Source organism: Methylobacterium sp. D53M, from assembly GCF_053345625.1.
Map to the genome: position 1 here is coordinate 111,973 of NZ_JBKFAL010000016.1, position 24,472 is coordinate 136,444.

Annotated in this window: 39 protein-coding genes and 1 pseudogene; 18 read left to right on the forward strand and 22 right to left on the reverse strand. The window is 66.7% G+C overall.

Annotation, left to right across the window (positions count from 1 at the left end; genetic code table 11):
• Positions 1-136 precede the first annotated feature (136 nt).
• Positions 137-427 (forward strand): PadR family transcriptional regulator, encoded by a 291-nt coding sequence (locus tag ACLBYG_RS20895; protein ID WP_447682745.1) that lies wholly within the window; start codon positions 137-139, stop codon positions 425-427.
• Complete coding sequence (locus ACLBYG_RS20900) at positions 418-1,293, forward strand: sugar transferase (protein ID WP_447682694.1); 876 nt, start codon at positions 418-420, stop codon at positions 1,291-1,293. The genes ACLBYG_RS20895 and ACLBYG_RS20900 overlap by 10 nt, the downstream gene beginning before the upstream one ends.
• Before the next feature lie 486 nt (positions 1,294-1,779).
• Here the strand turns inward: ACLBYG_RS20900 and ACLBYG_RS20905 are convergent, their stop codons facing one another.
• The gene (locus ACLBYG_RS20905; RefSeq protein WP_447682695.1) at positions 1,780-1,902 is read right to left on the reverse strand and encodes a hypothetical protein; all 123 of its coding nucleotides are present in this window, start codon (positions 1,900-1,902) and stop codon (positions 1,780-1,782) included.
• Positions 1,903-2,161: 259 nt separating this feature from the next.
• Between ACLBYG_RS20905 and ACLBYG_RS20910 the strand changes: the two are divergent.
• Positions 2,162-2,501, forward strand: a pseudogene (locus ACLBYG_RS20910) (transposase); the annotation flags it as partial.
• A gap of 1 nt (position 2,502) precedes the next feature.
• Here ACLBYG_RS20910 and ACLBYG_RS20915 read toward each other — a convergent pair.
• The 21 genes from ACLBYG_RS20915 to ACLBYG_RS21015 form a co-directional block, all read right to left on the reverse strand.
• Positions 2,503-3,675: a hypothetical protein gene (locus tag ACLBYG_RS20915; protein ID WP_447682696.1), complete on the reverse strand. Its 1,173-nt coding sequence runs from the start codon at positions 3,673-3,675 to the stop codon at positions 2,503-2,505.
• 9 nt (positions 3,676-3,684) lie between these two features.
• Positions 3,685-4,089, reverse strand: a complete 405-nt coding sequence (locus tag ACLBYG_RS20920; RefSeq protein WP_447682697.1) for a hypothetical protein — start codon at positions 4,087-4,089, stop codon at positions 3,685-3,687.
• A 200-nt stretch (positions 4,090-4,289) separates the two neighbouring features.
• A complete protein-coding gene (locus ACLBYG_RS20925) occupies positions 4,290-4,493 on the reverse strand; it encodes a hypothetical protein (protein WP_447682698.1) in 204 nt (67 codons plus the stop codon).
• Between the two features lie 5 nt (positions 4,494-4,498).
• Complete coding sequence (locus ACLBYG_RS20930) at positions 4,499-4,936, reverse strand: MucR family transcriptional regulator (RefSeq protein WP_447682699.1); 438 nt, start codon at positions 4,934-4,936, stop codon at positions 4,499-4,501.
• 34 nt (positions 4,937-4,970) lie between these two features.
• Positions 4,971-5,819 carry a hypothetical protein gene (locus ACLBYG_RS20935; RefSeq protein ID WP_447682700.1) on the reverse strand — a complete coding sequence of 283 codons (849 nt, stop codon included), beginning with the start codon at positions 5,817-5,819 and terminating at the stop codon, positions 4,971-4,973.
• Positions 5,820-5,967: 148 nt separating this feature from the next.
• Complete coding sequence (locus ACLBYG_RS20940; RefSeq protein ID WP_447682701.1) at positions 5,968-7,617, reverse strand: hypothetical protein; 1,650 nt, start codon at positions 7,615-7,617, stop codon at positions 5,968-5,970.
• Positions 7,614-8,234 (reverse strand): hypothetical protein, encoded by a 621-nt coding sequence (locus ACLBYG_RS20945; protein WP_447682702.1) that lies wholly within the window; start codon positions 8,232-8,234, stop codon positions 7,614-7,616. Before ACLBYG_RS20945 ends, ACLBYG_RS20940 begins: the two co-directional genes overlap by 4 nt.
• The gene (locus tag ACLBYG_RS20950) at positions 8,231-9,349 is read right to left on the reverse strand and encodes an ATP-dependent DNA helicase (RefSeq protein WP_447682703.1); all 1,119 of its coding nucleotides are present in this window, start codon (positions 9,347-9,349) and stop codon (positions 8,231-8,233) included. Before ACLBYG_RS20950 ends, ACLBYG_RS20945 begins: the two co-directional genes overlap by 4 nt.
• Positions 9,346-9,639: a hypothetical protein gene (locus ACLBYG_RS20955; RefSeq protein WP_447682704.1), complete on the reverse strand. Its 294-nt coding sequence runs from the start codon at positions 9,637-9,639 to the stop codon at positions 9,346-9,348. The genes ACLBYG_RS20950 and ACLBYG_RS20955 overlap by 4 nt, the downstream gene beginning before the upstream one ends.
• A gap of 4 nt (positions 9,640-9,643) precedes the next feature.
• Positions 9,644-10,294 carry a hypothetical protein gene (locus ACLBYG_RS20960; RefSeq protein WP_447682705.1) on the reverse strand — a complete coding sequence of 217 codons (651 nt, stop codon included), beginning with the start codon at positions 10,292-10,294 and terminating at the stop codon, positions 9,644-9,646.
• A gap of 23 nt (positions 10,295-10,317) precedes the next feature.
• Complete coding sequence (locus ACLBYG_RS20965; protein WP_447682706.1) at positions 10,318-10,557, reverse strand: hypothetical protein; 240 nt, start codon at positions 10,555-10,557, stop codon at positions 10,318-10,320.
• Positions 10,554-11,093 carry a hypothetical protein gene (locus tag ACLBYG_RS20970; RefSeq protein WP_447682707.1) on the reverse strand — a complete coding sequence of 180 codons (540 nt, stop codon included), beginning with the start codon at positions 11,091-11,093 and terminating at the stop codon, positions 10,554-10,556. The genes ACLBYG_RS20965 and ACLBYG_RS20970 overlap by 4 nt, the downstream gene beginning before the upstream one ends.
• A 76-nt stretch (positions 11,094-11,169) precedes the next feature.
• Positions 11,170-11,430, reverse strand: coding sequence for a hypothetical protein (locus ACLBYG_RS20975; RefSeq protein ID WP_447682708.1), 261 nt, complete (start codon positions 11,428-11,430; stop codon positions 11,170-11,172).
• 21 nt (positions 11,431-11,451) lie between these two features.
• Positions 11,452-11,799 (reverse strand): hypothetical protein, encoded by a 348-nt coding sequence (locus ACLBYG_RS20980; RefSeq protein ID WP_447682709.1) that lies wholly within the window; start codon positions 11,797-11,799, stop codon positions 11,452-11,454.
• Positions 11,800-11,801: 2 nt separating this feature from the next.
• The gene (locus ACLBYG_RS20985; protein ID WP_447682710.1) at positions 11,802-12,020 is read right to left on the reverse strand and encodes a hypothetical protein; all 219 of its coding nucleotides are present in this window, start codon (positions 12,018-12,020) and stop codon (positions 11,802-11,804) included.
• 10 nt (positions 12,021-12,030) lie between these two features.
• The gene (locus ACLBYG_RS20990; protein WP_447682711.1) at positions 12,031-12,228 is read right to left on the reverse strand and encodes a hypothetical protein; all 198 of its coding nucleotides are present in this window, start codon (positions 12,226-12,228) and stop codon (positions 12,031-12,033) included.
• Positions 12,225-12,497 (reverse strand): hypothetical protein, encoded by a 273-nt coding sequence (locus ACLBYG_RS20995; protein ID WP_447682712.1) that lies wholly within the window; start codon positions 12,495-12,497, stop codon positions 12,225-12,227. The genes ACLBYG_RS20990 and ACLBYG_RS20995 overlap by 4 nt, the downstream gene beginning before the upstream one ends.
• 351 nt (positions 12,498-12,848) lie before the next feature.
• Positions 12,849-13,031 carry a hypothetical protein gene (locus ACLBYG_RS21000; protein WP_447682713.1) on the reverse strand — a complete coding sequence of 61 codons (183 nt, stop codon included), beginning with the start codon at positions 13,029-13,031 and terminating at the stop codon, positions 12,849-12,851.
• A gap of 1 nt (position 13,032) precedes the next feature.
• Positions 13,033-13,401 carry a hypothetical protein gene (locus ACLBYG_RS21005; RefSeq protein ID WP_447682714.1) on the reverse strand — a complete coding sequence of 123 codons (369 nt, stop codon included), beginning with the start codon at positions 13,399-13,401 and terminating at the stop codon, positions 13,033-13,035.
• A complete protein-coding gene (locus ACLBYG_RS21010; protein WP_447682715.1) occupies positions 13,401-13,649 on the reverse strand; it encodes a hypothetical protein in 249 nt (82 codons plus the stop codon). Before ACLBYG_RS21010 ends, ACLBYG_RS21005 begins: the two co-directional genes overlap by 1 nt.
• Before the next feature lie 171 nt (positions 13,650-13,820).
• Positions 13,821-14,390: a hypothetical protein gene (locus ACLBYG_RS21015; RefSeq protein WP_447682716.1), complete on the reverse strand. Its 570-nt coding sequence runs from the start codon at positions 14,388-14,390 to the stop codon at positions 13,821-13,823.
• A gap of 185 nt (positions 14,391-14,575) precedes the next feature.
• Between ACLBYG_RS21015 and ACLBYG_RS21020 the strand changes: the two genes are divergently transcribed.
• From ACLBYG_RS21020 to ACLBYG_RS21090, 15 genes are all read left to right on the forward strand, one after another.
• A complete protein-coding gene (locus tag ACLBYG_RS21020) occupies positions 14,576-15,538 on the forward strand; it encodes a S24 family peptidase (protein ID WP_447682717.1) in 963 nt (320 codons plus the stop codon).
• Positions 15,539-15,961: 423 nt separating this feature from the next.
• Positions 15,962-16,111, forward strand: coding sequence for a hypothetical protein (locus ACLBYG_RS21025; protein WP_447682718.1), 150 nt, complete (start codon positions 15,962-15,964; stop codon positions 16,109-16,111).
• Positions 16,111-16,350 (forward strand): helix-turn-helix domain-containing protein, encoded by a 240-nt coding sequence (locus ACLBYG_RS21030; protein ID WP_447682719.1) that lies wholly within the window; start codon positions 16,111-16,113, stop codon positions 16,348-16,350. Before ACLBYG_RS21025 ends, ACLBYG_RS21030 begins: the two co-directional genes overlap by 1 nt.
• A 2-nt stretch (positions 16,351-16,352) precedes the next feature.
• The gene (locus ACLBYG_RS21035; RefSeq protein WP_447682720.1) at positions 16,353-16,571 is read left to right on the forward strand and encodes a hypothetical protein; all 219 of its coding nucleotides are present in this window, start codon (positions 16,353-16,355) and stop codon (positions 16,569-16,571) included.
• A complete protein-coding gene (locus tag ACLBYG_RS21040; protein WP_447682721.1) occupies positions 16,568-16,891 on the forward strand; it encodes a hypothetical protein in 324 nt (107 codons plus the stop codon). The genes ACLBYG_RS21035 and ACLBYG_RS21040 overlap by 4 nt, the downstream gene beginning before the upstream one ends.
• Positions 16,888-17,049 carry a hypothetical protein gene (locus ACLBYG_RS21045; RefSeq protein WP_447682722.1) on the forward strand — a complete coding sequence of 54 codons (162 nt, stop codon included), beginning with the start codon at positions 16,888-16,890 and terminating at the stop codon, positions 17,047-17,049. The genes ACLBYG_RS21040 and ACLBYG_RS21045 overlap by 4 nt, the downstream gene beginning before the upstream one ends.
• Complete coding sequence (locus tag ACLBYG_RS21050; RefSeq protein ID WP_447682723.1) at positions 17,046-17,420, forward strand: hypothetical protein; 375 nt, start codon at positions 17,046-17,048, stop codon at positions 17,418-17,420. The genes ACLBYG_RS21045 and ACLBYG_RS21050 overlap by 4 nt, the downstream gene beginning before the upstream one ends.
• A gap of 4 nt (positions 17,421-17,424) precedes the next feature.
• A complete protein-coding gene (locus ACLBYG_RS21055; RefSeq protein ID WP_447682724.1) occupies positions 17,425-17,661 on the forward strand; it encodes a hypothetical protein in 237 nt (78 codons plus the stop codon).
• A 10-nt stretch (positions 17,662-17,671) separates the two neighbouring features.
• Entirely contained in the window at positions 17,672-18,646 is a 975-nt protein-coding gene (locus tag ACLBYG_RS21060) for a PD-(D/E)XK nuclease-like domain-containing protein (protein ID WP_447682725.1), read from the forward strand.
• The gene (locus ACLBYG_RS21065) at positions 18,643-19,608 is read left to right on the forward strand and encodes a hypothetical protein (protein ID WP_447682726.1); all 966 of its coding nucleotides are present in this window, start codon (positions 18,643-18,645) and stop codon (positions 19,606-19,608) included. The genes ACLBYG_RS21060 and ACLBYG_RS21065 overlap by 4 nt, the downstream gene beginning before the upstream one ends.
• Entirely contained in the window at positions 19,608-19,751 is a 144-nt protein-coding gene (locus ACLBYG_RS21070; protein ID WP_447682727.1) for a hypothetical protein, read from the forward strand. Before ACLBYG_RS21065 ends, ACLBYG_RS21070 begins: the two co-directional genes overlap by 1 nt.
• Positions 19,751-20,218, forward strand: a complete 468-nt coding sequence (locus tag ACLBYG_RS21075) for a hypothetical protein (protein ID WP_447682728.1) — start codon at positions 19,751-19,753, stop codon at positions 20,216-20,218. The genes ACLBYG_RS21070 and ACLBYG_RS21075 overlap by 1 nt, the downstream gene beginning before the upstream one ends.
• On the forward strand, positions 20,215-22,815 hold the full coding sequence (locus tag ACLBYG_RS21080; protein WP_447682729.1) for a DNA methyltransferase: 2,601 nt from the start codon (positions 20,215-20,217) through the stop codon (positions 22,813-22,815). The genes ACLBYG_RS21075 and ACLBYG_RS21080 overlap by 4 nt, the downstream gene beginning before the upstream one ends.
• Positions 22,812-24,068, forward strand: coding sequence for a phosphoadenosine phosphosulfate reductase domain-containing protein (locus ACLBYG_RS21085; protein WP_447682730.1), 1,257 nt, complete (start codon positions 22,812-22,814; stop codon positions 24,066-24,068). The genes ACLBYG_RS21080 and ACLBYG_RS21085 overlap by 4 nt, the downstream gene beginning before the upstream one ends.
• The gene (locus ACLBYG_RS21090; protein ID WP_447682731.1) at positions 24,065-24,430 is read left to right on the forward strand and encodes a hypothetical protein; all 366 of its coding nucleotides are present in this window, start codon (positions 24,065-24,067) and stop codon (positions 24,428-24,430) included. Before ACLBYG_RS21085 ends, ACLBYG_RS21090 begins: the two co-directional genes overlap by 4 nt.
• Positions 24,431-24,472 lie beyond the last annotated feature (42 nt).

Here is a 24,472-nt window from a genome sequence, read left to right on the forward strand (position 1 = left end):
CCCAAAGCGCCGCTCGTCGTTCCTAGCATGTTCCCTGGTACGTAACCGTGGCAGCTCAGCAATGGTCCGCATGATCGGCCGATTGACTGGCATCCGCCCCCTATGTAGAGTTGCAACCATGAACGGCGAGCCACGCATGTCGGCGCAAACGCTCAAGGTGTTGCGCGCCCTCCTCACATCGTCTGCGAAAGAACTCTCCGGAGTCCAGATAGCAGATGCGACGAAGCTCGCGTCGGGCACACTGTACCCGATTCTGATCAGGTTAGAGGGTTGTGGTTGGCTCGAAAGCAAATGGGAGGATGGGGATCCTCGTGAATTGGGACGGCCACGACGTCGTTTTTATTGGCTGTCAGCAGTGGGCGCTCGCAAGGCAAAATCTGCGCTCAACGAACTGCAGATCGAGGTTGGGGGTCTAAAGTGGGCGTGATAGTTGCCTTCCTGGCTGCCATCTTCATCTCGGTCGCGGGCCGGGTCCTCGCTGACGAGTTCAAGGCATTTCGGCCGAACATAGTCGACTGGCTTCTTTCTCGCGCGGTGAGCAAGATGCCGAGCGAATTGCAGGAACGCTACGAGGAAGAGTGGCGTGGCCACCTCGAAGATGTGCCCGGCGATCTCGCAAAAGTCTGGACGGCGTTTGGCTACAATCTTGTCGCCAATCGCTTAAAGTCGTCTTTTTTTTCTTGGGAGATCGGTTCCAAACGCGCCTTGGATCTTGTCGTTTGCATCTCCGCATGCGTCGGCTTAGCTCCTTTGCTACTGGTCATTGCCGCTGCGATCTGGATTGAAGATCGAAAGGCACCTTTGATCCGACTAAAAAGGGTTGGGAAGAACGGACGGAATTTCTATTGTATCAAATTCCGCACAATGATGGTGAACGGCGATGCTGTTCTTTCCGCGCACTTGGCAGCCAATCCTGAGGCTCGGGCCGAATGGCTGGCTAATTTCAGGCTGAAGGACGACCCGCGCGTAACATCGGTTGGGTACGTGCTCCGCAAAACTAGTCTCGATGAACTGCCGCAATGGATCAATTTGTGGCGGGGCGAAATGAGTTTGGTAGGGCCTCGGCCAATTGTTGCTGCAGAAATAGAGAGGTACGGGACCCATTTCGCAACCTGCTTCTCAGTAACGCCGGGGTTGACCGGAGCTTGGCAGATCGCAGGAAGAGCCGATACGACTTATGCTGAGCGCGTTGCTGAAGATCTGAATTATGTGCAGAATTGGAGCCTGCGCCGCGACTTGGAGATCATGCTTCGGACCGTCCCTGCTGTACTTGCACAGCGTGGCAGCCGCTAGAAGCGGGTGTCTGATATAACGCACGCGGGAATAGGCCGATGTACGCACCGGCCGTCCTCCGCGAGGATGACATCAATCGACCTCAGACGATCGGGTGTCCGAGCAACGCGTTCATCAGTTGCCCTTCCCGGCGATGCGTGATGTCTAGGTCGAGCCGCGCAGTAAGTTTGGCGATCGTCTCCGGATGCGCGACCATCACACTCTCGCGGAATTAGGTAGAAAACTCACCCCGGCACCTTAGGCCGCGGCTGCACGTTATGTCGCGTTGGGACGGAGGTTTGATATGGCGATCGCCGAGACGACTGTTGGGGCGGGCCAGTAGTATATCACGGGCGGGAAGAAGACACGCCAAGTGGTGCCTGTGGCCGGCACAAACGTGCGATACAAAGAACGGGACGGGACGAAGTGGAGTTCGATTATGTCGACTTCACTAGATGGGTTCGCTGGCCAAGCTGCAAGCGAGACAACGGCCCCAGCAGGCTCAAGCTAGCGGAACCCCTTCGCCTCTTGATCCTGACGATGGCAGGCGTGGTGCACGAGCCGAGTGTTCTCGGCCGTGTAGCCGTTCAGTGCGTCGGTCCGGTCCAGTTCCGACCCTTTCACGTCCATCGGCTCTCCGCATATCGCACAGAGGCCCCCTTGAACCTTGTGCTTCGCCGCTTTGAGCTTCGTCCGCTCGGCTGGCGTGCTTCGCTCCCAGTACATTAGGCGGGTGAAGAGCCGGCGTCGGAGCGCGAACAGTAGAACCGGATCGCCGCCAGCCGCGTCCGCTACCATTGCCTTGACCTCAGCTAAGAGAGCGTCGGCTTTCGCAGCCTCATCTTTCGTTAGACGTCGGCTTGGCATCGGCCCTCCTAACACCGTTGACAGCACCGTGCATGCCGATGAGGCCGCCGGGTGGGACAAGCTCCACGCCCGTTTCCTGACGAAGCGGATCAATCACAGCGAGAGCTACAGCGACGGTGAGGCTTGCACCAATCAAGCTGAGTCGTACTTCGCTCGCCTACGCCGCGCTGGAGACGGGCATTCATCGCCGTATCAGCGGCACCATACCTCGCTGCCTGCGCGGGCGAGATGGCTTGGCGTGAGGATCACCGCCGGGTTAGCAAGGGCGTCCAGTACCTCGTTGCGACAGGTGCGACTCTTGTGCATCCGGTTTCAGCAAGTGGAAAGGCTACTGGCAGAAAGTCTTATCACGTGCCGCGTAAATCAAGGAAAAGCGATCATATTAACCTGATTGACGTACATCCTGTCTCGATATGTGCGCTGCTCAAATGCACCAGATACGCTGATCCGACTACCGTTCACGTACTCATCTTGCTCGATAAGCCAATTGTATATTTCTTGGTTTGGGATGCACGTCGTGATCCTGCTCCTCGCGCCCTTTAATAGGAAGGTATGGCTTTCATCGTTGATCTCAACGATGACGCCAGCGCGCGTGGTATTTTTATAAGTCTCTGAGAAGAACGCCTTATGTATTTTTTCGCCATTGTCCCTATCAATGTACACGTTTCGAAAGTCACCATACAAAGAAGAAGAAAATTCAATTGAGTCGATATAAGTTGACTCGCTAGGTATTAGCTCGCGCAGATTGCTGACAAGCTCTCTGTTTCCTTCGCTAATATTCCTTGCGTTTTTTTCCATTGTAGCTTGCTGAACAATCCCCTCCAAATTAGCAAAAAATGCATCGCCCTGCTCTTTAATTTGCTCTTCGATGAATTCTTCGCCGATTTTGTCAGACGAGAGCTTTTGCTGGATTTTTCCTATGTTCAGGATTGGGTCTGTTACGGAAACGACCAGGCTCCTGAATTTCGGCTCACCAATTAGCAGATCAAATGTGGCACTTCTCGAAGACGCCAGATCTGTAGGAGTCAGGACATTCCTCGCGATATCGCCAAAGCTGTTGACCAATCCGCGAAACACGCTCAGCGGCATCCCGTGTTTGGTGAGCGACTTGCCTTTAAATCCTATCGAGAATAGCGAAGTGGATTGTTCCACTGTATCTGGAACGCGAGGGGCACCGTAAGTGAGCGCCACGCCCGGATGGGGGATCATGTTTTCGGGAATTTCATCAATCTTGCAAGGCCAGAAGCGCTCGACGTTCATGTCATAGTCGGTCTGAACGATCCAGCAACGATCATTCAAAAATGCCCCGCGCACTGACAAGCGGTTGGCTTCAATTAGGCCAATGGTTTGTGCGTCAGTCATCGACGCCAGCCAAAGATCAGACTCCTCAAATTCGTCCGATTTGACAAAAATTGTATCCAGGAAGCCAAATTTGGACTGAAAAATTTGCGGCCCATCAAAATAATAGAGAACGTTCGTCGGGTCCAAAGAAATTGGAGCTTCCGGACGTTCGTAAGGAGTATCTAGGCTCCACATGTTGACAGCTCACGCTTCGCCTTTGGGCACGGCAACTTCAGATTTTGCGCAAAAATCTGAATTTACGTCCTTCCAAAATGTGTGGTGTTCGTCCTGATTTTTTGCAGGCGTTTTGAGCAGGACACCATCAGATTTTGTCACAGGAATTTTAACGATACATTTCTTCTCAAATCCTGGGATCACAGTACGCGCATGCAATGCATGCTCGACAGTGGTCCAAACTGACAGTCCCCAGCCAATACATAATTTCAAGTCGAGACCTTTGCGTTTGCGTTCGGCCTCGGACTCAAAATCCACCGGCGCAGCGGCAGTTGATCGGATTGCGCGAAAAATCTCGCCGTCTTGAGCAGATGCGTCTGGAAGCGGACAATCCGCAGGCAGACCGGCATGAAAAGTGAAGGTCGGTGCAACCATAGGGTGCCTCTAGCCGGCACAAGGGCACCTGTCTATCGCGATTGACGTCTCTGGCTAGGCAACTTGCCAGCGTATGTTCCCTCGCCTGTCGGCAATCTGGCTTACGTCCTATGCGTGCTTGGGCATGCGCAGGCTCTCGAAGCCGCGCGAATGGCGGACCTCGCCGCCGTGGGTGAGGGTGATGCGCGTGTAGGTCGGCATCAGCGGGCCTGCGGCGCGGCAGGGCCAACATCGCCCTTGGGCGAGCAGGACCAGCGGACCGTCGTCACCCAGCCAGACAGCCGCTTCTCGGCCTGTTTGCCGGCCTCCTCGCAGGCGGCCGCGTTGCCGTACTCGGCCGTCGCCATCGTCATCCCGGTCGAGGCCGAACTGCTGGCGAGGTAGATGATCAGGATCGCCGCCATGATCCTCACTCCGCCGCCTGCAGCTTCGCTCGGCTGCCCGGCACGCCGAGCATCATCGCCTTGGCCAACGAGGATCGCTGGGCCGAGTAGGAGGGGCAGACCAGCGGGTAGTCCGCCGGCAGGCCGAACCGCTTCCGGTAGCCGTCCGGCGTCAGACCGTAGGCGGTGAGGTGCCGCTTCAGGGTCTTGTACGATCGGCCGTCGAGGAAGCTAACGAGGCCGTCCGGACGGATCGACTTCCGGATCTCGGCCGGGGAGGGCGTGTCGGTAGCGGCCGCGGGGGCCGCCTCGACCGCCGATCCCTGCGCTAGGCCGCAGAGCGCTCCGTGGACGGCCGTGAGCACGTCCGGCAGCGCGGAGGCCGGGAAGTGGTTGCCGGCGGCGTAGGAGGCCGTGATTCCGGCGGCGAGGCAGACGAGGTCGGGGGTGTTGGTCTCGGGCATGGAAGTTCTCCTGGAATCGAGGCTTAGGGAGGCCTCACGCGTGATCGATGGCGGCAGGCTGCGGCCCGTTGCGCGGCGGGTGGTGCTCGCGGACCAAGGCTTCTGCCTCGGAAAGGTCATCCGCAGCTGACGGCCGGCGCTCCAGCGCTTCGCCGATCATCGTTCGATGGGCGTCGACATCGAAGTGCCAGCGAGCCATGGCGTAGCGGCGGGCCACGATCTCCGCGGACTGGCGCCCCCAGACGTCCTCGACCGATCCGTCGGGATGCAGGACGACCGCGTGATACTGGCCGCCCGTCAGCTCCAGCCCCGGCACGAGCTGATCCACCAGCATGTTCGCGGCGGGCAGACCGGTCGCACGCGAGAGTGCCTCAGCGTAGAAGGTGCAGCCTCGCCAGGAATAGCGGCTGAGCGCCTTGGCCGGCAGGCGCGGGTGAGGGCGATCTGGGATGAGGCCCAGATAAACAGGGTTGGACCGCAGGAGCTCGATCGCCTGCTGGATCGCGGGCTCGTCGACGAGGCCCTGCTCGGCAAGCCCCTCCTCGCCGACGCATTTCGTCCCGAGCCGCAGATGGCCATCCTGGAAGGCATCTGCCGGCCAATCCCGACGTGACCTAGCCAGGGGGACAACGATCACTTCGGAGTAGCGCGCGGAAGTGAGGATCCCGCGAGGGTCGTAGATCTGATCGCCGCCGCTCTCGGCTTGGTACCGCACAACCTCTTCACCGACGTGGGTCGCATGCACCGGCCAACCACGAAGGCGCTCGACGGCGATGGCGAAGTGGACGCCCCGATCCGCTTCAGCGCGCGTCAGGTCGTCAGGCCCGAAGCGACCGCGCCCGGACATCGTGATCGCTGCAAGATTCTGCTTCGAGGCACCCACTACAAACGCTCCAACTTCTCTGCTTGGGGGGGATTGGGGGGATTAGGGGGGATATTTGAACTGTTAGACGCATGACCTGAGTGATCGCGCATGCGCTTGAAAACACCCCCCCAATCCCCCCAATCCCCCCCACTCTGAGGCTCGCGGCTCATCCCCGATCCTCATCGCTGGTCACGTTCAGCCGCATCAGCGCGTACCGATTGCCCCGCTTCTCATCGGGATGGTCCGCGAGGCGGTGTCCGGACATCACCTGCCCGCTGAGCGTCTTGAACCACCGCCCGATCGACACCGCTGAGGGCGTCGCCGCCCGCGCGCCCGTCCGGACCATCAGAAGCTCTCGGAAGGCCGGCCTGCGGTATTCGTGGTCGAACGGATCGGTCTCGCAGGCGATCGCAAGGATCTCCGAGACGTTGTAGTAGCGCCCCTCGGTGAGGTGCTCCTGCCAGTGTTCGAACAGCTCGCGATGCTGCGCGAGGTTCGGATCCTCGGCCCGAGCCGTCTCCATGCTGGCTGTGGGATCGGCCTCGCCGAGCCAGATCAGCGCGGACCGCACCGTGCCGGACCATGCTCCATAGGAGCCGAGCGGTCCGCATACCCGAGGCGAGCCGGCCTCGCGGTACGCGAGCAGGATGGTGAGCGCGGCCGCCACGTAGCGGCCGCGGTCCGCCATTGCCCGGGCAACGGGGTCGAAATCGAAGTGCCGCAGCTCGGGGCGCTCCACCTGCGCGTCGAGGGAGCACAGCACGGCCCGTCGGGTCATGTCGCCGACCAGGGTCAGCTTGTTGCCCGTCGCGAACGGCATCGAGCGGCACTCGATCTCCGGGGATTCGCTGCGACCGAGAACGCGCACCCGCACCAGCGGGCGCTCCGTCATCTGGCAGAGCATGTCGCCGCCCAGCTCGCCGTTGGCGTTGTCGATCGAGATCAGCGGGGCCCCGCCGAGCAGCATGGCGCCGAGCCGCTTCTCGGTCTCCTCCTCCGTCTTTCCGGCCGTGATGACCGGGCAGGGCCTGCCGGCGGCGATCGCCGAGAATAAGTCGACGAGGTAGCTTTTGCCCGTGCCGGGGCTGTGGGCCCGGATCGCGTGCAAAGGCACGACCGGGAGCGCCGGGCGGAGCACCGTCGTCAGGATCCCCGACAGCGCTACGGACCGGTCCGCCGTCCCAACGAACGGAAAGCCCGACACGATGTCCGTCAGAAGGTCCAGCGCGCGTTGCGCGTCGGCCTTGGTCGGGCGAGACGGAATGTGGCCAAGGCGGAATCCCGGGTCGAGCAGCACAAATAGGCCGGTCGCCCCATCGTACCCGGCCTCGTCGAGGAGGCTGCCGTCGGGCCGCAGCGTCGGCGTGGTGATGACGCCCGACAGGCGGGGAAACTTCCACATCCCGGCTCGAGCCAGCAGATGCTCGGCGACCCACTTCGGTGGATCGGCCTTGATCCACATCGAGCGTTGCTCGGAATATCGCTTGAACAGCACGGCACGGCCGATCAGATCCGTGAGCGATGCCGAGCAGAGTTCCTTGATGCGGCCGACCACGGTAGCCCGCCCGCCGGATGCGAGAGCCTCCTCAAGGATCGGCTGCACAAGCCGACCGGCGCGCACGTAGACCGGCGCGCCCATGTCGATCAGCGCCGCCTCCGTCTCGTCGACGACGCGCGCCTGCTCTGCCGCCTTGATCTGGATGACACGGCGCGAGCCCTCGGTCCCGTCCCCATCATCGTCGGATGCGCTCGCGCCATTCGACCGCGCACGCTTCTGGAGGCGCTGGGCGTCGTGCAGTTGGGTGACGCTCGTCATGCCGCCACCCGGTCGATCGAGGAGGTTGGGACCACGATTCGGGGCAGCCGCACCTTGGTGAGCATGGCCTGCAGCTTCTCGCCGTGGCCGACATCGGCCGCCTGGATCGCGGGCTGGGCGAGGAGGAACGGCCGCGCGAGGCTCTCGTGCACCACCACCACGCCGGCCCGGCACGCGGCCAGCCAGGCGAGGGGATCGGCGAACACCACGAGAGGCGCATCCGGCTCCGGTGCCGGGCCAGCGAGCCAGCCGGCGCGACGATCCAGCGAGGCGAGGCGCCCAGTCTTCGGATGCCATGCGACGAGGTCGACGAGCTCGCCGTCCTCCAGCGCCGGGATCACCAGGGCCGGCACGGTCTCGTCGGTCGCCGCGCGCCGGTCCCACGCGGGGATGAAGCGACCCCGAGCCAGGAACTGGACGCGGGCGCGCCGCACCTCGAAGCCGAGGTCGACCGGCTCCCGGCTCGGGTAGAGCAGGCGGAACTGGGCATAGCCCATCGCGCCCGGGTCGACGCGGTAGCCGATGAGCTGGGCGCCCGACACGCCGGCGGCTCGGAACCACTCCAGCTCGACCATGCGGAGCCGTGCGCAGCGAGCGAAGTCCTCGGCGACGCTCATAGCGCCACCGTGATGCGCTGCGCGGCCCGGGTCAGGCCGGTGTAGAGGTGCCGGGCCCGGTCCTGCCGGAAGGTCGCGCTCTCGTCGATCAGCAGGACGTCGTCCCACTGCGAGCCCTGCGCCTTGTGGACGGTGAGCGCGTAGCCGTACGTGAACTCGTCCGACTTCTTCCGGATCTCCCACGGAATGTCCTCGGGCATCCCATCGAAGAACAGCCGGTGCACCACCACGCGCGCTTCGAGCTTCGGCACGTCGAGCGAATCCACGTGGAGCGAGTAGAAGTCGCCCTCGCCGCGCTGGATCTCGCGCACGGTCCAGAGGCCGCCGTTGAGCAGCGCCTTGTCCTTGTTGTTCTTCAGGCAGACGAGGCGGTCGCCCGGCTCCGGATGACGCGGGTCCCGGCCCTGGATCTTGCGGACCTTCTGGTTGACCGTCCGGCGGCTGACGTTACGGCCGACGAGCACCTGATCGGCGCCGGTCACCGCCCGCTGGCCGAGGTCGCGGACGTCGATCACCCGGCTGTCACCGTAGCCGCCGCGCTGGAGCCGACGCCCCTCGCGTACGTCCATCGACATGCGGATGATCGGATTGTCCGCGGCCTGCCGGTGGATCTCGGTCAGCATGAAGTCGGGCGCGACGCGGGTGAAGAAGCCTTCGCCACGCACCGGCGGGAGCTGCGCCGGGTCGCCCAGCACGAGCACCTTCGTGCCGAACGACAGCAGGTCCTCGCCCAGCCGGTCGCCGACCATCGAGCACTCGTCGATGACGATTAGGTCGGCGGTGGACGCCTCCGAGAGCGGGTTCAGCCCGTAGCGCCACTCGACGCGCAGGACCTCGCCGGTCGCCTCGTTGATCTCCTCGTGCTCGTAGGCCGAGTAGATCAGCGAGTGGATCGTGCGGGCGCCGCGGCAGCCCTTACCCTGCAGGACCAGCGCGGCCTTGCCGGTGAACGCCGCGAAGATGGCGTCGCCATCGCAGCCCGACGCCGCTTCCTTGGCGATCGTCGTCTTGCCGGTGCCGGCATACCCCGCGAGGTAGAACACCTGATCGTCGGAATCGCGGTGCCACGCCGCGATGGCGCACAGGGCCGCATCCTGTTGCGGAGACCAGCTCATCGGCCGCTCCCCGTCTTGCGCACGAGGCGGCTCGGCTGCTCCAGCAGGTGGACGCGGTCGATGTTGGCCTGGTGATGCTTCACGATCGCCAGGACCTGCCTGAGGTCATTGGCGCGCTGGAGCGCGACGGCGCCGTTGCAGTTCGGCTGCCCGGCGAGCGTCTCGGCCGTGACGCGGTGGCGCCGTTCCTCGTCCTCGACGCGGGTGATCACCGCGTCGAGGTCGTTGAAGCGGTCGATCATCTCCGCTTCGGCACGCTGCTGCTCGATGATCCAGGATGCGGAGGCCATCGCGCTACTCCGCCGCCACGAGGTCGAAGAGCGGCGCGTCGGCAGTGACGCCGAACCGGCGAGCATCGTCGGGTCGCGTGCGCGACCGGCGCTGGCCCGGCGGGATCCACAGAGGCGCTCGCGGCGGCTCGCCATCGACCCACACGAACCACGCGTAGGCGGTGGCTGTAGATGCCGCAGGATCCCAGCGTCCGCGCAGCATCGGCACGCGCTCGACGAACGGCGCGAACACCGTCGGAGGCCGGTCGCGGAATAACGCTTCGTAGCGCCCCTCGCCCTCCATCCAGGCCGTGCGCAGGAGGAGCGCCACCACCGACGCCTCGTCGAGCGCCTTGAGCGCGAACTTCACCGCCGCGTTGAAGGGCGGGTTGGTGCAGATCAGATCGGCCGCCGGGCTCAGCCGGGTATCGGCGTCGAGGAAGTCGGCGACCGGGTAGCCCCGGCCGTAGTCGAAGACGTCCGAGCCCTTGGCGAAGGTAATCTGCTCGCCCAACACCTCGACCATGTGGCCCTCGCCACAGGCCGGGTCCCAGGCGGTCAGGATGTGCCGGCCGGCCGTCACCCGCGGCAGCACCTCGACGAGAAGGGCGCGCATCGCCCAGGGCGGCGTCGGGAAGAAGTCGAGCGAATCCGGCGGCTCGCGCCGGGATGCCATGACGGACGAGGCGCCGCGCACGCTCACAGCACGCCCCCGAACAGATCCCCGGGCCGCCGCAGCGGCACACCGGCCGCGATCGCCGCGCGCGCCAGCGCCTCGGGGATCGGAGCCGGCGAGGGCTGCCGACGGTCCCCGCGCGCGGGCGCACGCTCGAACCGGTAGATGCCGTCGAGGACCGAGATCTCGCAGCCGGGCACGCGGCTCCAGACCTCCACGCGGTCGCGATCGGCGCGCAGCGCCTTGCATGCGAAGCTGCTCACCGCACCACCTCGACGGCGTAGAGGGCGAGCAGGGCGGCCTCGGCGCGGCCGTGGTGCTTCTTGAGCGAGAAGTCGCGAGAGCCGGGCCACTGACGGACGGCGAGGCCGCGAGCCTGCTCCTTGTCCGCGCTGAGCCGAAAGTGCGCCTTCCAGCGGCCGGGCGTCGCCTGCCGGATCGGCACCTCCATCGCGGCGACGATCCCGAGAACGGCCCCGTAGGCCATGCCGAACTTGAAGGTGGACGAGACGCCCTGCTTCGGCATCGCGCCGACGCGCTCGATCATCGCCTCGGTCGCGCCGGCCGAGCGGATCAGGTGCGCGACCTGCGCGGCATCGATCATCTTGTCGACGAGCGGGACGTCGTAGACCTCGATCTCGGCCGGCCGGTCCGGGCGAAAGAAGGCGATCGCGCCAGACGCGCCAGGATCAACGCCAAGGATCACCCGGCGCGGCGCAGGAACAGCCAAAGACGAAGCGCCATCGACCACTAAAACGGCCTCGGGCTCTTGCGTCGAAAACAGGTCTGTGGCTTCCATATCGGCCTCCAACGCGACTTCGATTGACCGCCCGGCACCCGCTCCCACAGCAGGCCGGGCGGTTCTCGTTTCGGGATCAGGCTGCGGGCGGCGTCGCCAGCTCGGTGGCCGCGGTCTCGGGCGCCAGGGCGGCAGCACCGACGATCGGGCTGAGCGTGGTCCGCACGGCGGCGAGCACGTCGGTCCGCAGCTGCTCGACCTGCTCGGTGACCTCGGCGCGCACCGCGCTCTCGATGCCCGCGCGGAGGTGCGTCTCGACCTCGACGAGTTCGGCGTCGGCGCTGGCCGGCAGCACGCGGCGGAGGATCTCCATCAGGGCGGACAGGGGGTTGTGCATCGCGGCCTCCTCAGGCTCGGATCAGGGGTGGTAGCGGCCGGCCGGAAGGCGCGGGTCGAGGCCGCCGGAACGGCGCGGCACGAGCGGTTCGACGAGCGCGAGATCCCGCCCGAGCACCGGGGCGAGGGACTGGCCGGGGCTGACGCTCGCCGGCGCCGGGCCGCCCTTCTTCTCGGCCTCCAGCACCAGCTCGGCGGTCCAGAGCGCGACGCGCAGGTAGGCCAGCAGCGAGCACAACAGGGCGAAGGTCGCCGGCGAAGCGTTCTGAATGCCGTCCTCGACGCCCTTGCAGGCGCCCCTGATCAGCGCCGGAAGCCCGCGGTCGAGGGCGGTCTGGAAGGCCGCGGCCTGGTCGCTGCCGTCGACCATCGTCAGGCCGCCGGGTCGGGTTGCTGGACGATGCTGGAGGATCCAGCGGCGACGAGCGCCGACCCCGACCACCACGCCTCGGTGAGGCAGCCGTCCGCGGTCCGGTATCGGACGAAGTAGCTCGGCGAGCTCTCCTGATACTCGGCGCGGCCGACGACGGAGCCCTGCTCCTCGCTGTCCTTTAGCTTCACGCGTTGGCCGAGATCGAATTGGAACGTCATGGGGCTCTCCTCAGGCTCCGGGGGGCGGGTGAAGGTCGGTGTGCTGGCCGCGGGCCCAGAGCTCGGGGTCCCATTCCCGGGCCTTGTCCTGGCAGGCGCGGGCGCTCCACAGGATCGGGGTGGCGATCCAGCCGATGGCCAGGAACGGGAGCGAGAGGCCGCGCAGCGCGAGGTCGGCGAGGCGGGCGAGACGAGCGAGCCAGATCACAGGCGCCCCCTCAGAACGTCGGACATCTGCTGCCGGATGGTGGCGGCCTGCCGCTCGAGGCGCTCCAGCTCGTCCTGCCGGGCGATCTCCGCGACCCACTCGTTCTCGGCGTCGGGGAAGACGGCCCAGAGGAAGCCGCGGTACCGGCGGGCTAGCGCGGCGGTGTGCTTGCCGCTCGGCGCGCAGCCCTGCTCCAGCCACTTGCGGACGGTGGTGGCCGGGATGCCGGCCTCGGCCTCGACGCACTGGGCCGTCTTGACCGGGTGCATCCTGCGCAAGAACGTCGACACACGTTCTGCGAATGTTCGGTCATCGGAAGGTGAAACCCTTCCCACGACCTGTCCAGACTTTCCCATCTCTTTCCTCGATGCTGTGAACATCGAGGCCGAGGACGACGGGGACTGGCCGGGCATGAAGGAGGCGGCCGACATTTCAGCAGCTCCCCATGATGGGGGTGAGGTACGCACACGCAGGGACGCGATCGACGGCCGGCAAGCACAGGCGATCGCGAGGGACGATGACGCGCCGGCACGGGCACCAGGTCAGGGCCCGGCCGGCGCGCTCGCGTGCGGGGAGCGCGATGCGCTCGACGCCGCCGCGATGGGAGAGCCGGGGCGCAATCACGAGATGCTCCCGGCGATGAGGCAGAGGATTCCGGCCGCGAGCATCACGCCAGCGCCAGCGAGCGAGCGACGGCTGACGAGCGTCCCGGAGGATCGCGCGGCCCAGGCGAGCGCCGCGACGAAGCCGGCGTCGAACAGGCACATCACGGCGAGTCCGAGGAAGACGATCTGCGCGACCATGTCAGGCTCCCCACCGGCGACGGAGCTTGCGCGCCCGGGTGAGCACCACGCCCAGCGAGGCGGCGTTCCGGTAGCCGAGCTGCGGCGCCAGGACGGCGTGAGGCAGGTCCGAGTTCTCGACGACGTCGAGGATCGCCAGCATCCGCGTCCGGCGGGTGACCTGGGTCTGGTTCAGCCCCTCACACTGGCGCCGCACGACGGATCGCGAGCGGCCGAACAGCCCCATGATCTCAGTCGAGCCGGCACCGTCGAGGGCGAAGGCGCGCATCTGAGCGCGCTCGTCGGCCGGCACGGGCGACAGCACCGCGAGAGCCGGAGCGGCACGACCGGCGAGGGCGCGCGGCGCACGGGCGTGGGACAGGCCCGCCATCAGCTCTCGCCCTCCGATGGATCGGCGAACAACCGGGCGTCCTGGGCGGATTCGTCGGCGGCGCAGAGCGTGCCCGCCACGGCGACGCCGTCCTCGCGCACGGCCCGGAAGCGCAGCGCGAACGGCTCGCCCCACGCGCAGGGCCGGCCGACCGGCGGCGCCATCGCGAAGGCGATCGCGTGAAAGCCCTGCTCCTCCAGGACGGCCCGGGCCAAGATCTGATCGGCGTCGCAGGCGGTCAGCATCACGGCGGCGGCGAGGATCCCCGAAAGGGGCCGGAGCGCGCGGGCTCCGGCCAGTCGGTCTCGGGAGAAACGCCCTCGCGGGCCCTCAACACCGGCCGGGATGGCAGCGCCCACGGGCGAACGCGGAAGCGCACGCTGGGAGCCGGTGGTGAGCTGGGGAGGGGCGGCGAGCATCTACGCGCCCTCGCTGTGGCGGCAGACGGCAACGGCCATCGCGCCATCAGCCTCAGAGTTGAGGTCGACCTGTCGGGCCGCGGCGAGCAGATGCTCGGCCAGCCAGCGGGCGCGGTCGGGGCTCGTCTCGATGCGGATCTCGCGGCCGTGCAAGTCACGGGCGCAGGCGATGATGGTGCCCGGCACGAAGTCCGAGATCACCGACCACCGGTCGGCCTGGAACGGACGGTCGCTGCCGAGCGCGTAGGCAAACTCCGCAGCCGTCTCACGCTCCAGCTTGTCGGCCTGGGCCTCAAGCAGACGGGCCCGCGCCTTGTCGACGAGGGTCGCGCCCATGTCGCGCAGGTGGGAGGCGCCGGCCTTTCCCGCAGAAGCCGCGGGCTCGGTATCGAGATCGACCAAGCTCGCCGAAACGAGGAAGCCGCGCATCTCGCTCAGCGCCTTGCCAAACCGCGATTCGCTCTCCCGAGCGCGTTGCGCGCGGCCGCGAACGGTAAGGCCTGTGCCGAGTGCTGCCAGGGCCACAGCCCCGGCGAAAACGGCGAGCGGTCGGTTACGATCGGCACCCATCACGCGGCCGCTCCCTCGACGGGGGCGGGACCCAGCATCGCCCCATCCTCGAAGAAGTGCTCGGGACGAAGGTCGATTCCCCGCTCGCGAGCCGCACGCAGCAGGAGCGCTTGATGTCGAGTAGGGATGACGCCGCCCGATCCGCCCTTCTCGATAGGGTAGGTCCAGCGATAGACGCGGGTGATGTGGACGCCACAGATCTCAGCGACCGTGGCGTGCCCCCCGCACTTCTCGATGATACCGGCGGCGACGTTCGACATTCGCAAGAATTGCGATCATCGCAACGAAACGTCAAGCCCGATGATGCGAAAATCGCACAAGACAGCGTTTGCGCTTTGCGCAATAACGCACCTATGGCGACCGAACCCTTTTCCGAAGAATGGTTTGCGGCAAATTTCGCCCGCTGCGAAAAAACCCAGGCTGAGCTAGTTCGCTATCTTGCCGAGCGTGGGCTCAACATTGATGCGTCCAAAGTCAGTAAAATGGTGGCCGGGCGCCGAAAGGCGCGACAAGAAGAAAAGCTGCCTATTTGGGAATTTTTCGGATATCACAGTCATCAGCTGTGGGAAGCGCTTATGCTGATGCACCCAGATGTCAGCCATCAGCCTGACGTGCTTCCTGTGAAAGAAGCGTTCGAGCAAGTAGCAAAAGAGCGTAAAGAGCAAAGAGAACAAGAAAGCCGTCATTCTCCGCAGCTACCAATGCCAAACGCTGGACTGCCCGAGAAATTACCCCCTGCGGCGGGTAGGATGCCAATCCTTGGAAAAAGTGTAGGCGGGAACAACAAGGATCGGCTGCTCTTTAACGGCGAAGCCCTTGGTTACGTCGATCGGCCAGGAAATCTCACAGACAAGCCTCGCGCTTACGCAACATACGTGCATGGCGAGTCGATGGAGCCACGCTACGAGGCTGGCGAGATTGTGTTGGTAAACCCTGATAAAGGGTACCGCAAAGGCAACTACGTCGTTGCTCAGGTTTATGATAATGACGGCGATCCGCCATTCGGTTACGTCAAGCGATTTATATCATTTGGCGACGAGCTAGTTCTTGAGCAACTCAATCCACCCGACGGCGAAGACCGGATCATGCGCTTTCCGCGTGAGAATGTCGTAGCAGTTCACCGGATTGTCGGAACCCTGGATGAATAGGCGGCCAAGGCCGAACACTCACTTCGCGCGAAGGGCGTCCAGCCTCTTCGCAGTCTAAGCATTTCATCTTGCCTTCTAGGCTAAGCATTGCCTGCTCGGCCCAGATGCCCCTGTTCAAAAGATCCTGACTGCTCCATCTCGTCTCTTTGCTACACGTCCTGCACTCAATCAGTAGTGCTGAGAACCGTCTCAGCGGCCGGTCAACCAGTGGGCCTGTGTCTGCACGGAGCATGGATGTTCCCTGAACGTTCTCAGGGTTGACCAGAAGTTGGGCCATTGTCGAGTCGCTTATGGCTTATCCACAGCCGCCCACAGTTGCGATTTTCGACCGGCTTTGCCTGGCATTGCGATTAGCGCTTGACGCAACTTTGCGATGATCGCAATATCCCTCCATCGCCGCTCACCGAGCCGATGGAGCCCCAGATGCTCACCGCCTACCTCGACAATCTCCAGCACGCCTCGGCCACGGTGGTGGTCGCGCACTGCCTGCTCGGCTCGCTGACCATCGGCCTCGCCCCGTTTGTGCCGGCGTTCATCGCCCAGCACGTGGCAGCCGTCCGGGACGTCCGCTGATGGGCGGTCGCATCGTCAGCGACGCCGACCGTCGCATCGCCGAGCGCGTGAAAGCCGCTCGCCTCGCTGCCGGCATCAGCCAGACGCAGCTCGGCGACGCGCTCGGGATCACCTTCCAGCAGATCCAGAAATACGAGCGGGCGAGCAATCGCCTGTCGGCCGGCATGCTCCAGGCCGCCGCTCACCGGATCGGTGTCCCGGTCGCGAGCTTCTTCGACGACGCGTCCGAGGCGGCCTGACCATGGCGCGCCTCGACCTCCCCGCCGGCTACCGGATCAGCGGTTCTCCCGCCGGCTACGCCGGGTACAGCCCCTACGGCCTGCTCCGCGACGACTTCGACTGCTGGGCCGAGGCCTGTTTCGCCGCCCAGGACCACGCCGATTCCCTCGCGCTGGAAGCCGCCGACGAGTTGGCCGCCATCGCGGATTACGAGGCCGACTGGCTCCGGGAGGCCGCATGAACGCGCACCCGCTCCACACCCTGCCGGAGCGCCTCCTGGCGGCTCGCCGGACCGACGCGGCGGCGGGGCCCGAGCCGGTCGGGGCCTACGAGCGCAACCACGCCGACGGCGAACTCGGCGCCTCGCTCTTCGGGCTCGACGGGCTGATCGAATCCCTATCGGCCATGGCTTGGTCGATCGAGCGTGCGACCGGCCGCGGCGCTGGTCAGGCCTACGACCTCGACAAGCTGCGGCGCCTCTCCGAGCGTCTCGGCGAGGCTCACCAGAAGGTGGAGATCGCGGCCGGCCGCCTCACCGCGAAGCTGGCGAGGGCGCGATGAACCCGCTCGCCCTCTGGCTCGACGCCTGGCTCGCCGGGCTCCGGTTCTGGTCCGCCGCGCTCGCGCCGCCGCGGGACCTGCCCGCCGACGTCACCGACATCCGCGAGGGGCACGCGATCCGTGCCCGCCGCGCCCGCGAGCGGGAGGGCCGCCTGTGACCTTCCCGCCCTTCTCCGAGGCCGAGGCCGTGATGGCCCGCGCCTTCCTCACCCTGACGGAGCCGACCATGCAGACCGCCAACGATTTCGCGCGCCGCATGGCGCTGCTGGGCAAGCCCGGGCCGTACCGGGCCAGCCACGCCAACCCGGGCGCGGTCGTCGACCGGGCCGACCACATCGTCGAGATCATCTGCCCCGATATCCCGGGCGCCGCCGCGCGCCGGGACGCGGCCGAGATCACCGCACTGGCGCTGAACCGGCTCTGCGGGTTCCCGGCGATCGAGGACCAGCTCGACGCGGGCCACCTGGCCGCGGTGCGGGTCGAGAGCGCACACTTCGCCGCTCAGACCCGTCAGCAGGCCGCGGAGTAGGGCCGTGGCGCGGGACATGGACCCGTTCTGGATGGTCTACGGGCTCGGTCAGGGCCAGCCGACCTTCCGGCATCCGTCCGCCTACCTCGCGACGCGCGAGGCCGAGCGGCTCGCCCGCCAGCACCCCGGCAAGACCTTCGTCGTCCTTGAGGCCATCGGCGCCGTCCGGAAGGTCGACGTCGAGGTGATCCCGATCGGCCGCGGCACGGACGCGGACCTCACCGACGACATCCCCTTCTGAGGAGCGCCCTGTGAAGATCGCTACCCATCTCGCCGGCTTCGTGCGCGGCCCCGGCCTCTTCCAGATGCCGGCCGACGCCTATCACGCCGACTGCGCGCCCGAGCCCTCGCTGTCCGCGTCGATCGCCCGGATGCTCATCGAGCAGAGCCCGCAGCACGCCTGGATCGCGCACCCGCGTCTCGGCTGCCGCATCGAGCCGGACCGCGATCCGAGCCGGCCGAAGGAGATCGGCACCGTCGCGCACAAGCTGATCCTCGGCCGCGGCGCCGAGGTCGTGATCATCGACGCCGACGATTACCGCACCGCCGCCGCCAAGGCGCAGCGCGCGCAGGCCTACGAGGCAGGCCATTGCCCGATCCTCCGGCCCGACGCCGAGAAGGCCGACGCGGTGGCTGATCAGGTCGCGGAGAAGCTCGCCGCGATTCCCGGCTGCGAGGGCTTCGCCAAGGCGCCGTCCGAGGTCGTGGCCGTCGTACAGGACCGGTCCGGTGCGTGGCTGCGGATCATGATGGACCGCGTCGAGATCCACCCGACGCACGCCATCATCTGGGACGTGAAGACCGGCGACCAGTCGGCCGCGCCGCAGGGCCTCGGCCGCCGCGTCGAGAACATGCAGATGGAGATCCAGGCCGCGCTCTACACGCGCGTGCTGGCGAGCCTGCTGCCGCGGCTGGCGGGCCGGATCCGATTCCGCTGGATCTTCGTCGAGAACGAGTTCCCGCACGCGCTCACCGTCGCCGAGGCCGACGGCGCCGGCATGGAGATCGGTGCCCGGAAGGTCGCCGCCGCGATCCACCTGTGGAACCGCTGCCGGACGGCCGACGCGTGGCCGGGCTACCCGGCCGAGATCGTCCGATTCGATTACCCGGAATGGGCCGCCCGCCGCTGGACCGAGCGCGAGGAGCTCGACCCTCAGCTCGCCGGCGTCTCCTACGACGTCGCGAAGAGCCCGTTCCGTCCCCTCGACATGGGAGACGCCGCGTGAGCTTCACCTTCGCACCCGCCTCCAGCTTCACCGAGCGCGCCGGCTTGTTTGTCAGCCTCACGGGGGGCACGAACTCCGGCAAGACGTTCTCGGCGATGCGCCTCGCCCGCGGCATCGCCGGGCCCGATGGCAAGATCGCCGTCCTCGACACAGAGGGCGGCCGCACGCTGCACCTGAAGGACGCCTTCGCGTTCGACGCGAACGTCATGGACGCGCCGTTCCGACCGGAGCGGTTCTCGCAGGCCGCGCTCGCGGCGGAGCAGGCCGGCTACGCGGCGCTGGTGATCGACAGCTTTTCGATGGAGTGGGTCGGCGTCGGCGGCGTGCTCGACTGGCAGGCGGCAGAGCACAAGCGCCTGGGTGGCTCGGACGCGAAGAAGGGCCAGTCTTGGATCGCGCCGAAGATGGCGCACAAGGCGATGGTCTACGCGCTGCTGCAGCGCCGGATCCCAATCATCTTCTCGATCCGCGGCGAGGAGACGTTCATCCCGCCGAACACGAAGGTCTTCAAGTCGATCACCAACCGGATGTTTCCGTTCGAGGTGACGGTGTCGTTCCGGCTGGAGAGCGAGCGGAAGGGCTACCTCGACTTGTCCGACCCGAAGTCGTGGAAAATGGAGGGCGCGCACCAGGAGATCTTCCGGCACGGCGACCGGCTCAGCGAGGAGCACGGCGCGGCGCTCGCGGCCTGGGCCCGCGGCGAGCGTGCCCCGCCCACAGAGCAGGCCCGTGCACCAGCGTCCGCGCCCACGGAATCGGCCCGCATGACGAAGCGGGAGCTGTTCGCGGCGGCCCGGGCCGCGGCGGCCAAGGGCCAGGATGCCTTCGACGAGTGGGTCAATCCGCTGCCGGATGCGGCCTACGACCTCCTCGGCTCGATCTGGGACGAGCTGAAGGATCTGATCGCGAAGGCCGACGACGGCTTCCCGGGCGATACCCCGGCCAGCGGTCAGGCCGCCTGATGTCCTGGCCGAGCTTCTTCATCGGGCTGGTCGTGGGGCTCGCCCTGGCCGGCGCCATCTGGGCGCTCATCTCCTCGCACCGCGCCCTCAAGGCCGAGGATGCCGCGCGCGCCGCTTCCGAGCGTGGGGAGGGCGACCGCTGATGGCCGCCATCTTCTGCGCCGACTGCGGCACCGAATGCGCCCTCGTCGACGGCCGCGACGTCGACGCGCGCGACCCCGAGATCGCCGACGTGTGGGTCTGGGCCTGCCCGGTGTGCCCGTCATCGTGGGCGCACCAGACCAAGGACGGCGGTTGCGTCGGTCTCCCGGCTGGGCAGGCGACGGTGAACGCGCGTGCCCTGCTGCGCCTCCAGGTGGTGGTGCCGCTCGTCCGGCAGGCGCCGCCGAACGAGCAGGTCCTGGCCGCATCCCGCGTCCGCGCCTTCCTAGCCGACCATCTGGATATGGCCGATCAGGAGGGGCTTCTCGCGCACCTCAACCTCGACCAGCTCCGGCAGGCTTGGCGCGTCCTCCACGCCACGACCTACGACGACGTGCGGATCTGGGCCCAGCGGCACCGTGGCACGAAGCGGCGCGCCCCGGCGAGCGGCGAAGGGGTGGCGGCATGAACGCGGTCCCCGACTACCGCGCCTTCCTGGAAGCGAAGGCCTGCGCCGCGCCGGTCACCGGCTACACGGTCACGGACGCGGAGATCCACCCGCGCCTCCTGCCGCATCAGCGAGCGATCGTCGCCTGGGCCGTCGCCGGCGGCTGCCGGGCGATCTTCGCCCTGTTCGGTCTCGGCAAGACCGGCATGCAGCTGGAGGTCCTGCGCCTCGTGCTGGAGCGGACCGGCGGCCGCGCGCTGATCGTGGCCCCGCTCGGCGTCCGGCAGGAGTTCATCCGCGAGGCCGCCGAGCTCGGGCAGACCATCGCCTTCGTGCGCCGGTCCGAGGAGGTCGACGCGCCCGGCCTCTACCTCACGAACTACGAGAGCGTCCGCGACGGGCGCCTCGACCCGGCCCTCTTCGAGGCGGCCTCGCTGGACGAGGCGAGCGTGCTGCGCTCGTTCGGCTCGAAGACGTACCAGACGTTCCTCGGGCTGTTCCGCGGGGTCCGGCACCGCTTCGTCGCGACCGCCACGCCGTCGCCGAACCGGTACAAGGAGCTGATCCACTACGCCGGGTTCCTCGGCGTGATGGACACCGGCCAGGCCCTGACCCGGTTCTTCCAGCGCAACTCCGAGAAAGCGGGGGACCTCACCCTCTACCCGCATAAGGAGCGCGAGTTCTGGCTCTGGTGCGCGAGCTGGGGCATGTTCCTGCAGCGCCCGTCCGACCTCGGGTTCTCGGATGAGGGCTACGACCTACCGCCGCTCGTCGTGCGCTGGCACGAGGTGCAGACGAACCTCGCCGACGCGGGCGCGGACCGGGATGGCCAGGGCATCCTGTTCCGTGCCTCGGCCGTCGGGCTGGCCAGCGAGGCGCGCGAGCGCCGCGACAGCCTGCCGGCGCGGGTGGCGAAGCTCTCCGAGCTACTGGCCGCCGACCCGGACAGCCACCGCATCCTCTGGCACGACCTGGAGACGGAGCGCCACGCGATCTGCGCGGCCGTGCCGGACGCGGTTGCGGTCTACGGCAGCCAGGACCTCGACGAGCGCGAGGCCGCGATCCTCGCCTTCGCCGACGGCGAGATCCGCAACCTCGCCGCCAAGCCGATCATAGCCGGGTCCGGCTGCAACCTGCAGCGCCACTGCCACAAGGCCGTGTTCCTCGGCGTGTCGCACAAGTTCAACGACTTCATCCAGGCGATCCACCGCATCCAGCGGTTCCAACAGGCGCACCCCGTCGAGATCGACATCATCCACTCCGAGGCCGACCGGGAGACCGTGCGGGACCTGCAGGCGAAGTGGGCGCGCCACGACGAGATGGCAGCACAAATGGCAGAGATCATCCGTACCTACGGCCTGTCTCAGGCCGCGTTCGCGCAGGCGCTCGCCCGCTCCATCGGAACGGAACGCATCGAGGCGTCCGGCCACGACTGGCGCATGGTCAACAACGATTGTGTCGAGGAATGCCGGCACCTGCCGGAGAACAGCCTCGACCTGATCGTCACGTCGATCCCGTTCTCGAACCACTACGAGTATACGCCGAGCTACAACGATTTCGGCCACACCGACTGCGACCAACACTTCTTCGCGCAGATGGATTTCCTCACGCCGGAGCTGCTGCGGGCGCTTAAGCCCGGCCGGCTCGCCTGCATCCACGTGAAGGACCGGATCCTGTTCGGCTCGGCCACGGGCTTCGGCACGCCGACGGTCAACCCGTTCCACGCCAAGACGCTGTTCCACTACCAGCGCCACGGCTTCGCCTACATGGGCCTGATCTTCATCGACACCGATGTGGTGCGGGAGAACAATCAGACCTACCGGCTCGGCTGGACGGAGAACGGCAAGGACTCGACCAAGATGGGGGTCGGGTCTCCTGAGTTCGTCCTGATCTTCCGCAAGCTGCCGTCCGACCTGTCGAAGGCCTATGCCGACGATCCGGTCACGAAGACGAAGCCGCACTGCCTCACGGCCGAGGGCGGTCTCGTCCCGTTCGATCAGCGCCTGCCGTCCGTGCCCGGTACCGGCTACTCGCGGGCCCGCTGGCAGGTCGACGCGCACGCCCGCTGGCGGTCCTCGGGCGACCGGCTGATGCCCGCCGACGAGATGGCGAAGCTCGGGCCCGACGTCCTGGCCCGAGTGTTCCGCGAGTTCAGCCTGCAGCAGGTCTACGATTACGAGACGCACGTCCGGATCGGCGAGGAGATGGAGGCGCGGTTCGCCCTGCCGTCGCAGTTCTTGAGCCTGTGGCCGGGATCGTCCCGGGACGACGTGTGGACCGACGTCGCCCGCATGCTCACCCTGAACACGGGGCAGGCCGCGAAGGGCCGCGAGAAGCATGTCTGCCCGCTCCAGTTCGACATCGTCGACCGGCTGATCGAGCGCTACTCGGCCCGGGGCGAGCTGGTGTTCGACCCCTTCGCCGGCATCGGCACGGTACCGCTGCGCGCGGTGAAGGCCGGCCGCCGCGGCGCCGGCGTCGAGCTGAACCCCGGCTACTTCTCGGACGCCACGGCCTACCTGCGGGCGCAGGAGCGCACCCACGCCACGCCGTCGCTATTCGACCTGCTCGCCGCCGAGGGCCAGCCGGCCGCCGCGACGTCGGGAGAGGCGGCATGAACGCGCCCGCACCGATCCTCCGCGGCTCACGCCAGCACGACCTGTTCGCGCTGACGGCCGAGCGCCTGGTCTACGACGACGCGGTCCAGCTCACGCTCGACTCGATGAAGCTCTACGGGCCCAAGCACGAGCACTGGGCCATCGCGTGGTCGGGCGGCAAGGACTCGACGGCGGTGCTCACCGTCATCGTGCACCTGATCGTGGCCGGCCGGCTCGCGCCGCCGAAGACGCTGACGGTACTCTACGCCGACACGCGCATGGAGCTGCTGCCCCTCTGGATCGCGGCCGAGGCGATCCGCAAGCAGCTCGAAGCCTACCCCTGGATCCGCACCCGGGTGGCGATGGCGCCGATCGACGACCGGCTCCTCGTCTACATGCTCGGCCGGGGCGTGCCGCCGCCCTCGAACACGTTCCGCTGGTGCACCGGCCAGATCAAGGTCGAGCCGATGGAGGCCGAGCTCGAAGAAGTGTTGGCCGGCCTCGACGGACAGATCCTGCTCATCACCGGCGTTCGCGAGGGCGAAAGCGCGCTGCGCGATCAGCGCATCACGATGTCCTGCTCGAAGGACGGCGCCGAGTGCGGGCAGGGCTGGTATCAGCAGGTCCTGCCGAACGCGAAGGGCGTCCGCGGGCGCATCTCCGTGCTGGCGCCGATCCTACACTGGCGCGTCTGCAACATCTGGGACTGGCTGCGGTGCTTCGCGCCGATGCCCGCCTACGGCAGCTGGGCCACCGCGCTGATCGCCGATGCGTACGGTGGGGACGAAGCCGAGGAGAAGAACGCCCGGACCGGCTGCATCGGCTGCTCGCTGACGGAGACGGACAAGGCGCTCGACACGGTGATCGCCCTGCCGATGTGGTCGTACCTCGCGCCGCTGAAGCGCCTGAAGCCGATCTATCGCCAGCTCCGGCTGCCGAAGAACCGGCTCCGCCAGCCCGGCTGGGAGCGCCGCAAGGACGGGTCGATCGCCGCGAACCCGCAGCGCATGGGTCCGATCACGCTGGACGCCCGGCGTGAGGCGCTCGCCCAGGTCCTGGCGATCCAGACCGAGTGCAACGTCGCGGCCCGCCAGCTCGGCCGACCCGAGGTCGACATCCTCAACCCCGAGGAGGTCGCCCGTATCGAGGAGCTGATCCGGCTGGAGACCTGGCCGCAGGGCTGGACCGGTCGCGAGCCCCGCGCCGACGTCCCGCTCGATGCCGTCTACCCGGACGGGACGGTGCAGCCCCTTCTCATCGGAGCCAACCTGTGAACGTCCGTCCCGAGATCCTCCAGTTCACCGACGAGCAAGCCTCCGCGCACCTCGACGCGCTGGAGGCCGAGAACGACCGGTTGCAGGCCGAACTGCACAAGATCATGGCGGAGCGCGATGCGGCGCTGAAGCTGGCGAAGGACGAGAAGGCCAGCGCCGACATGTACGCGAACGCCTGGGTGCGTGAGCTCGGCGGCAAACTCTTCAACAAGCGGCACCACATCGACGCCTGCGTGCTCACCACGCAGCGAATGCGCGAGCGGCTGGAGAAGCTGGAGACCGAGCGCCGCGAGCGGATCATGGCCGACCGGGTCGCCGAATATGGCCCCTTCACCGGCAAGCTGCCGGACGACTGGTTTTGACCGGCCCATCCCTCACCCATTCCGCACGGAGGAACCCCGACG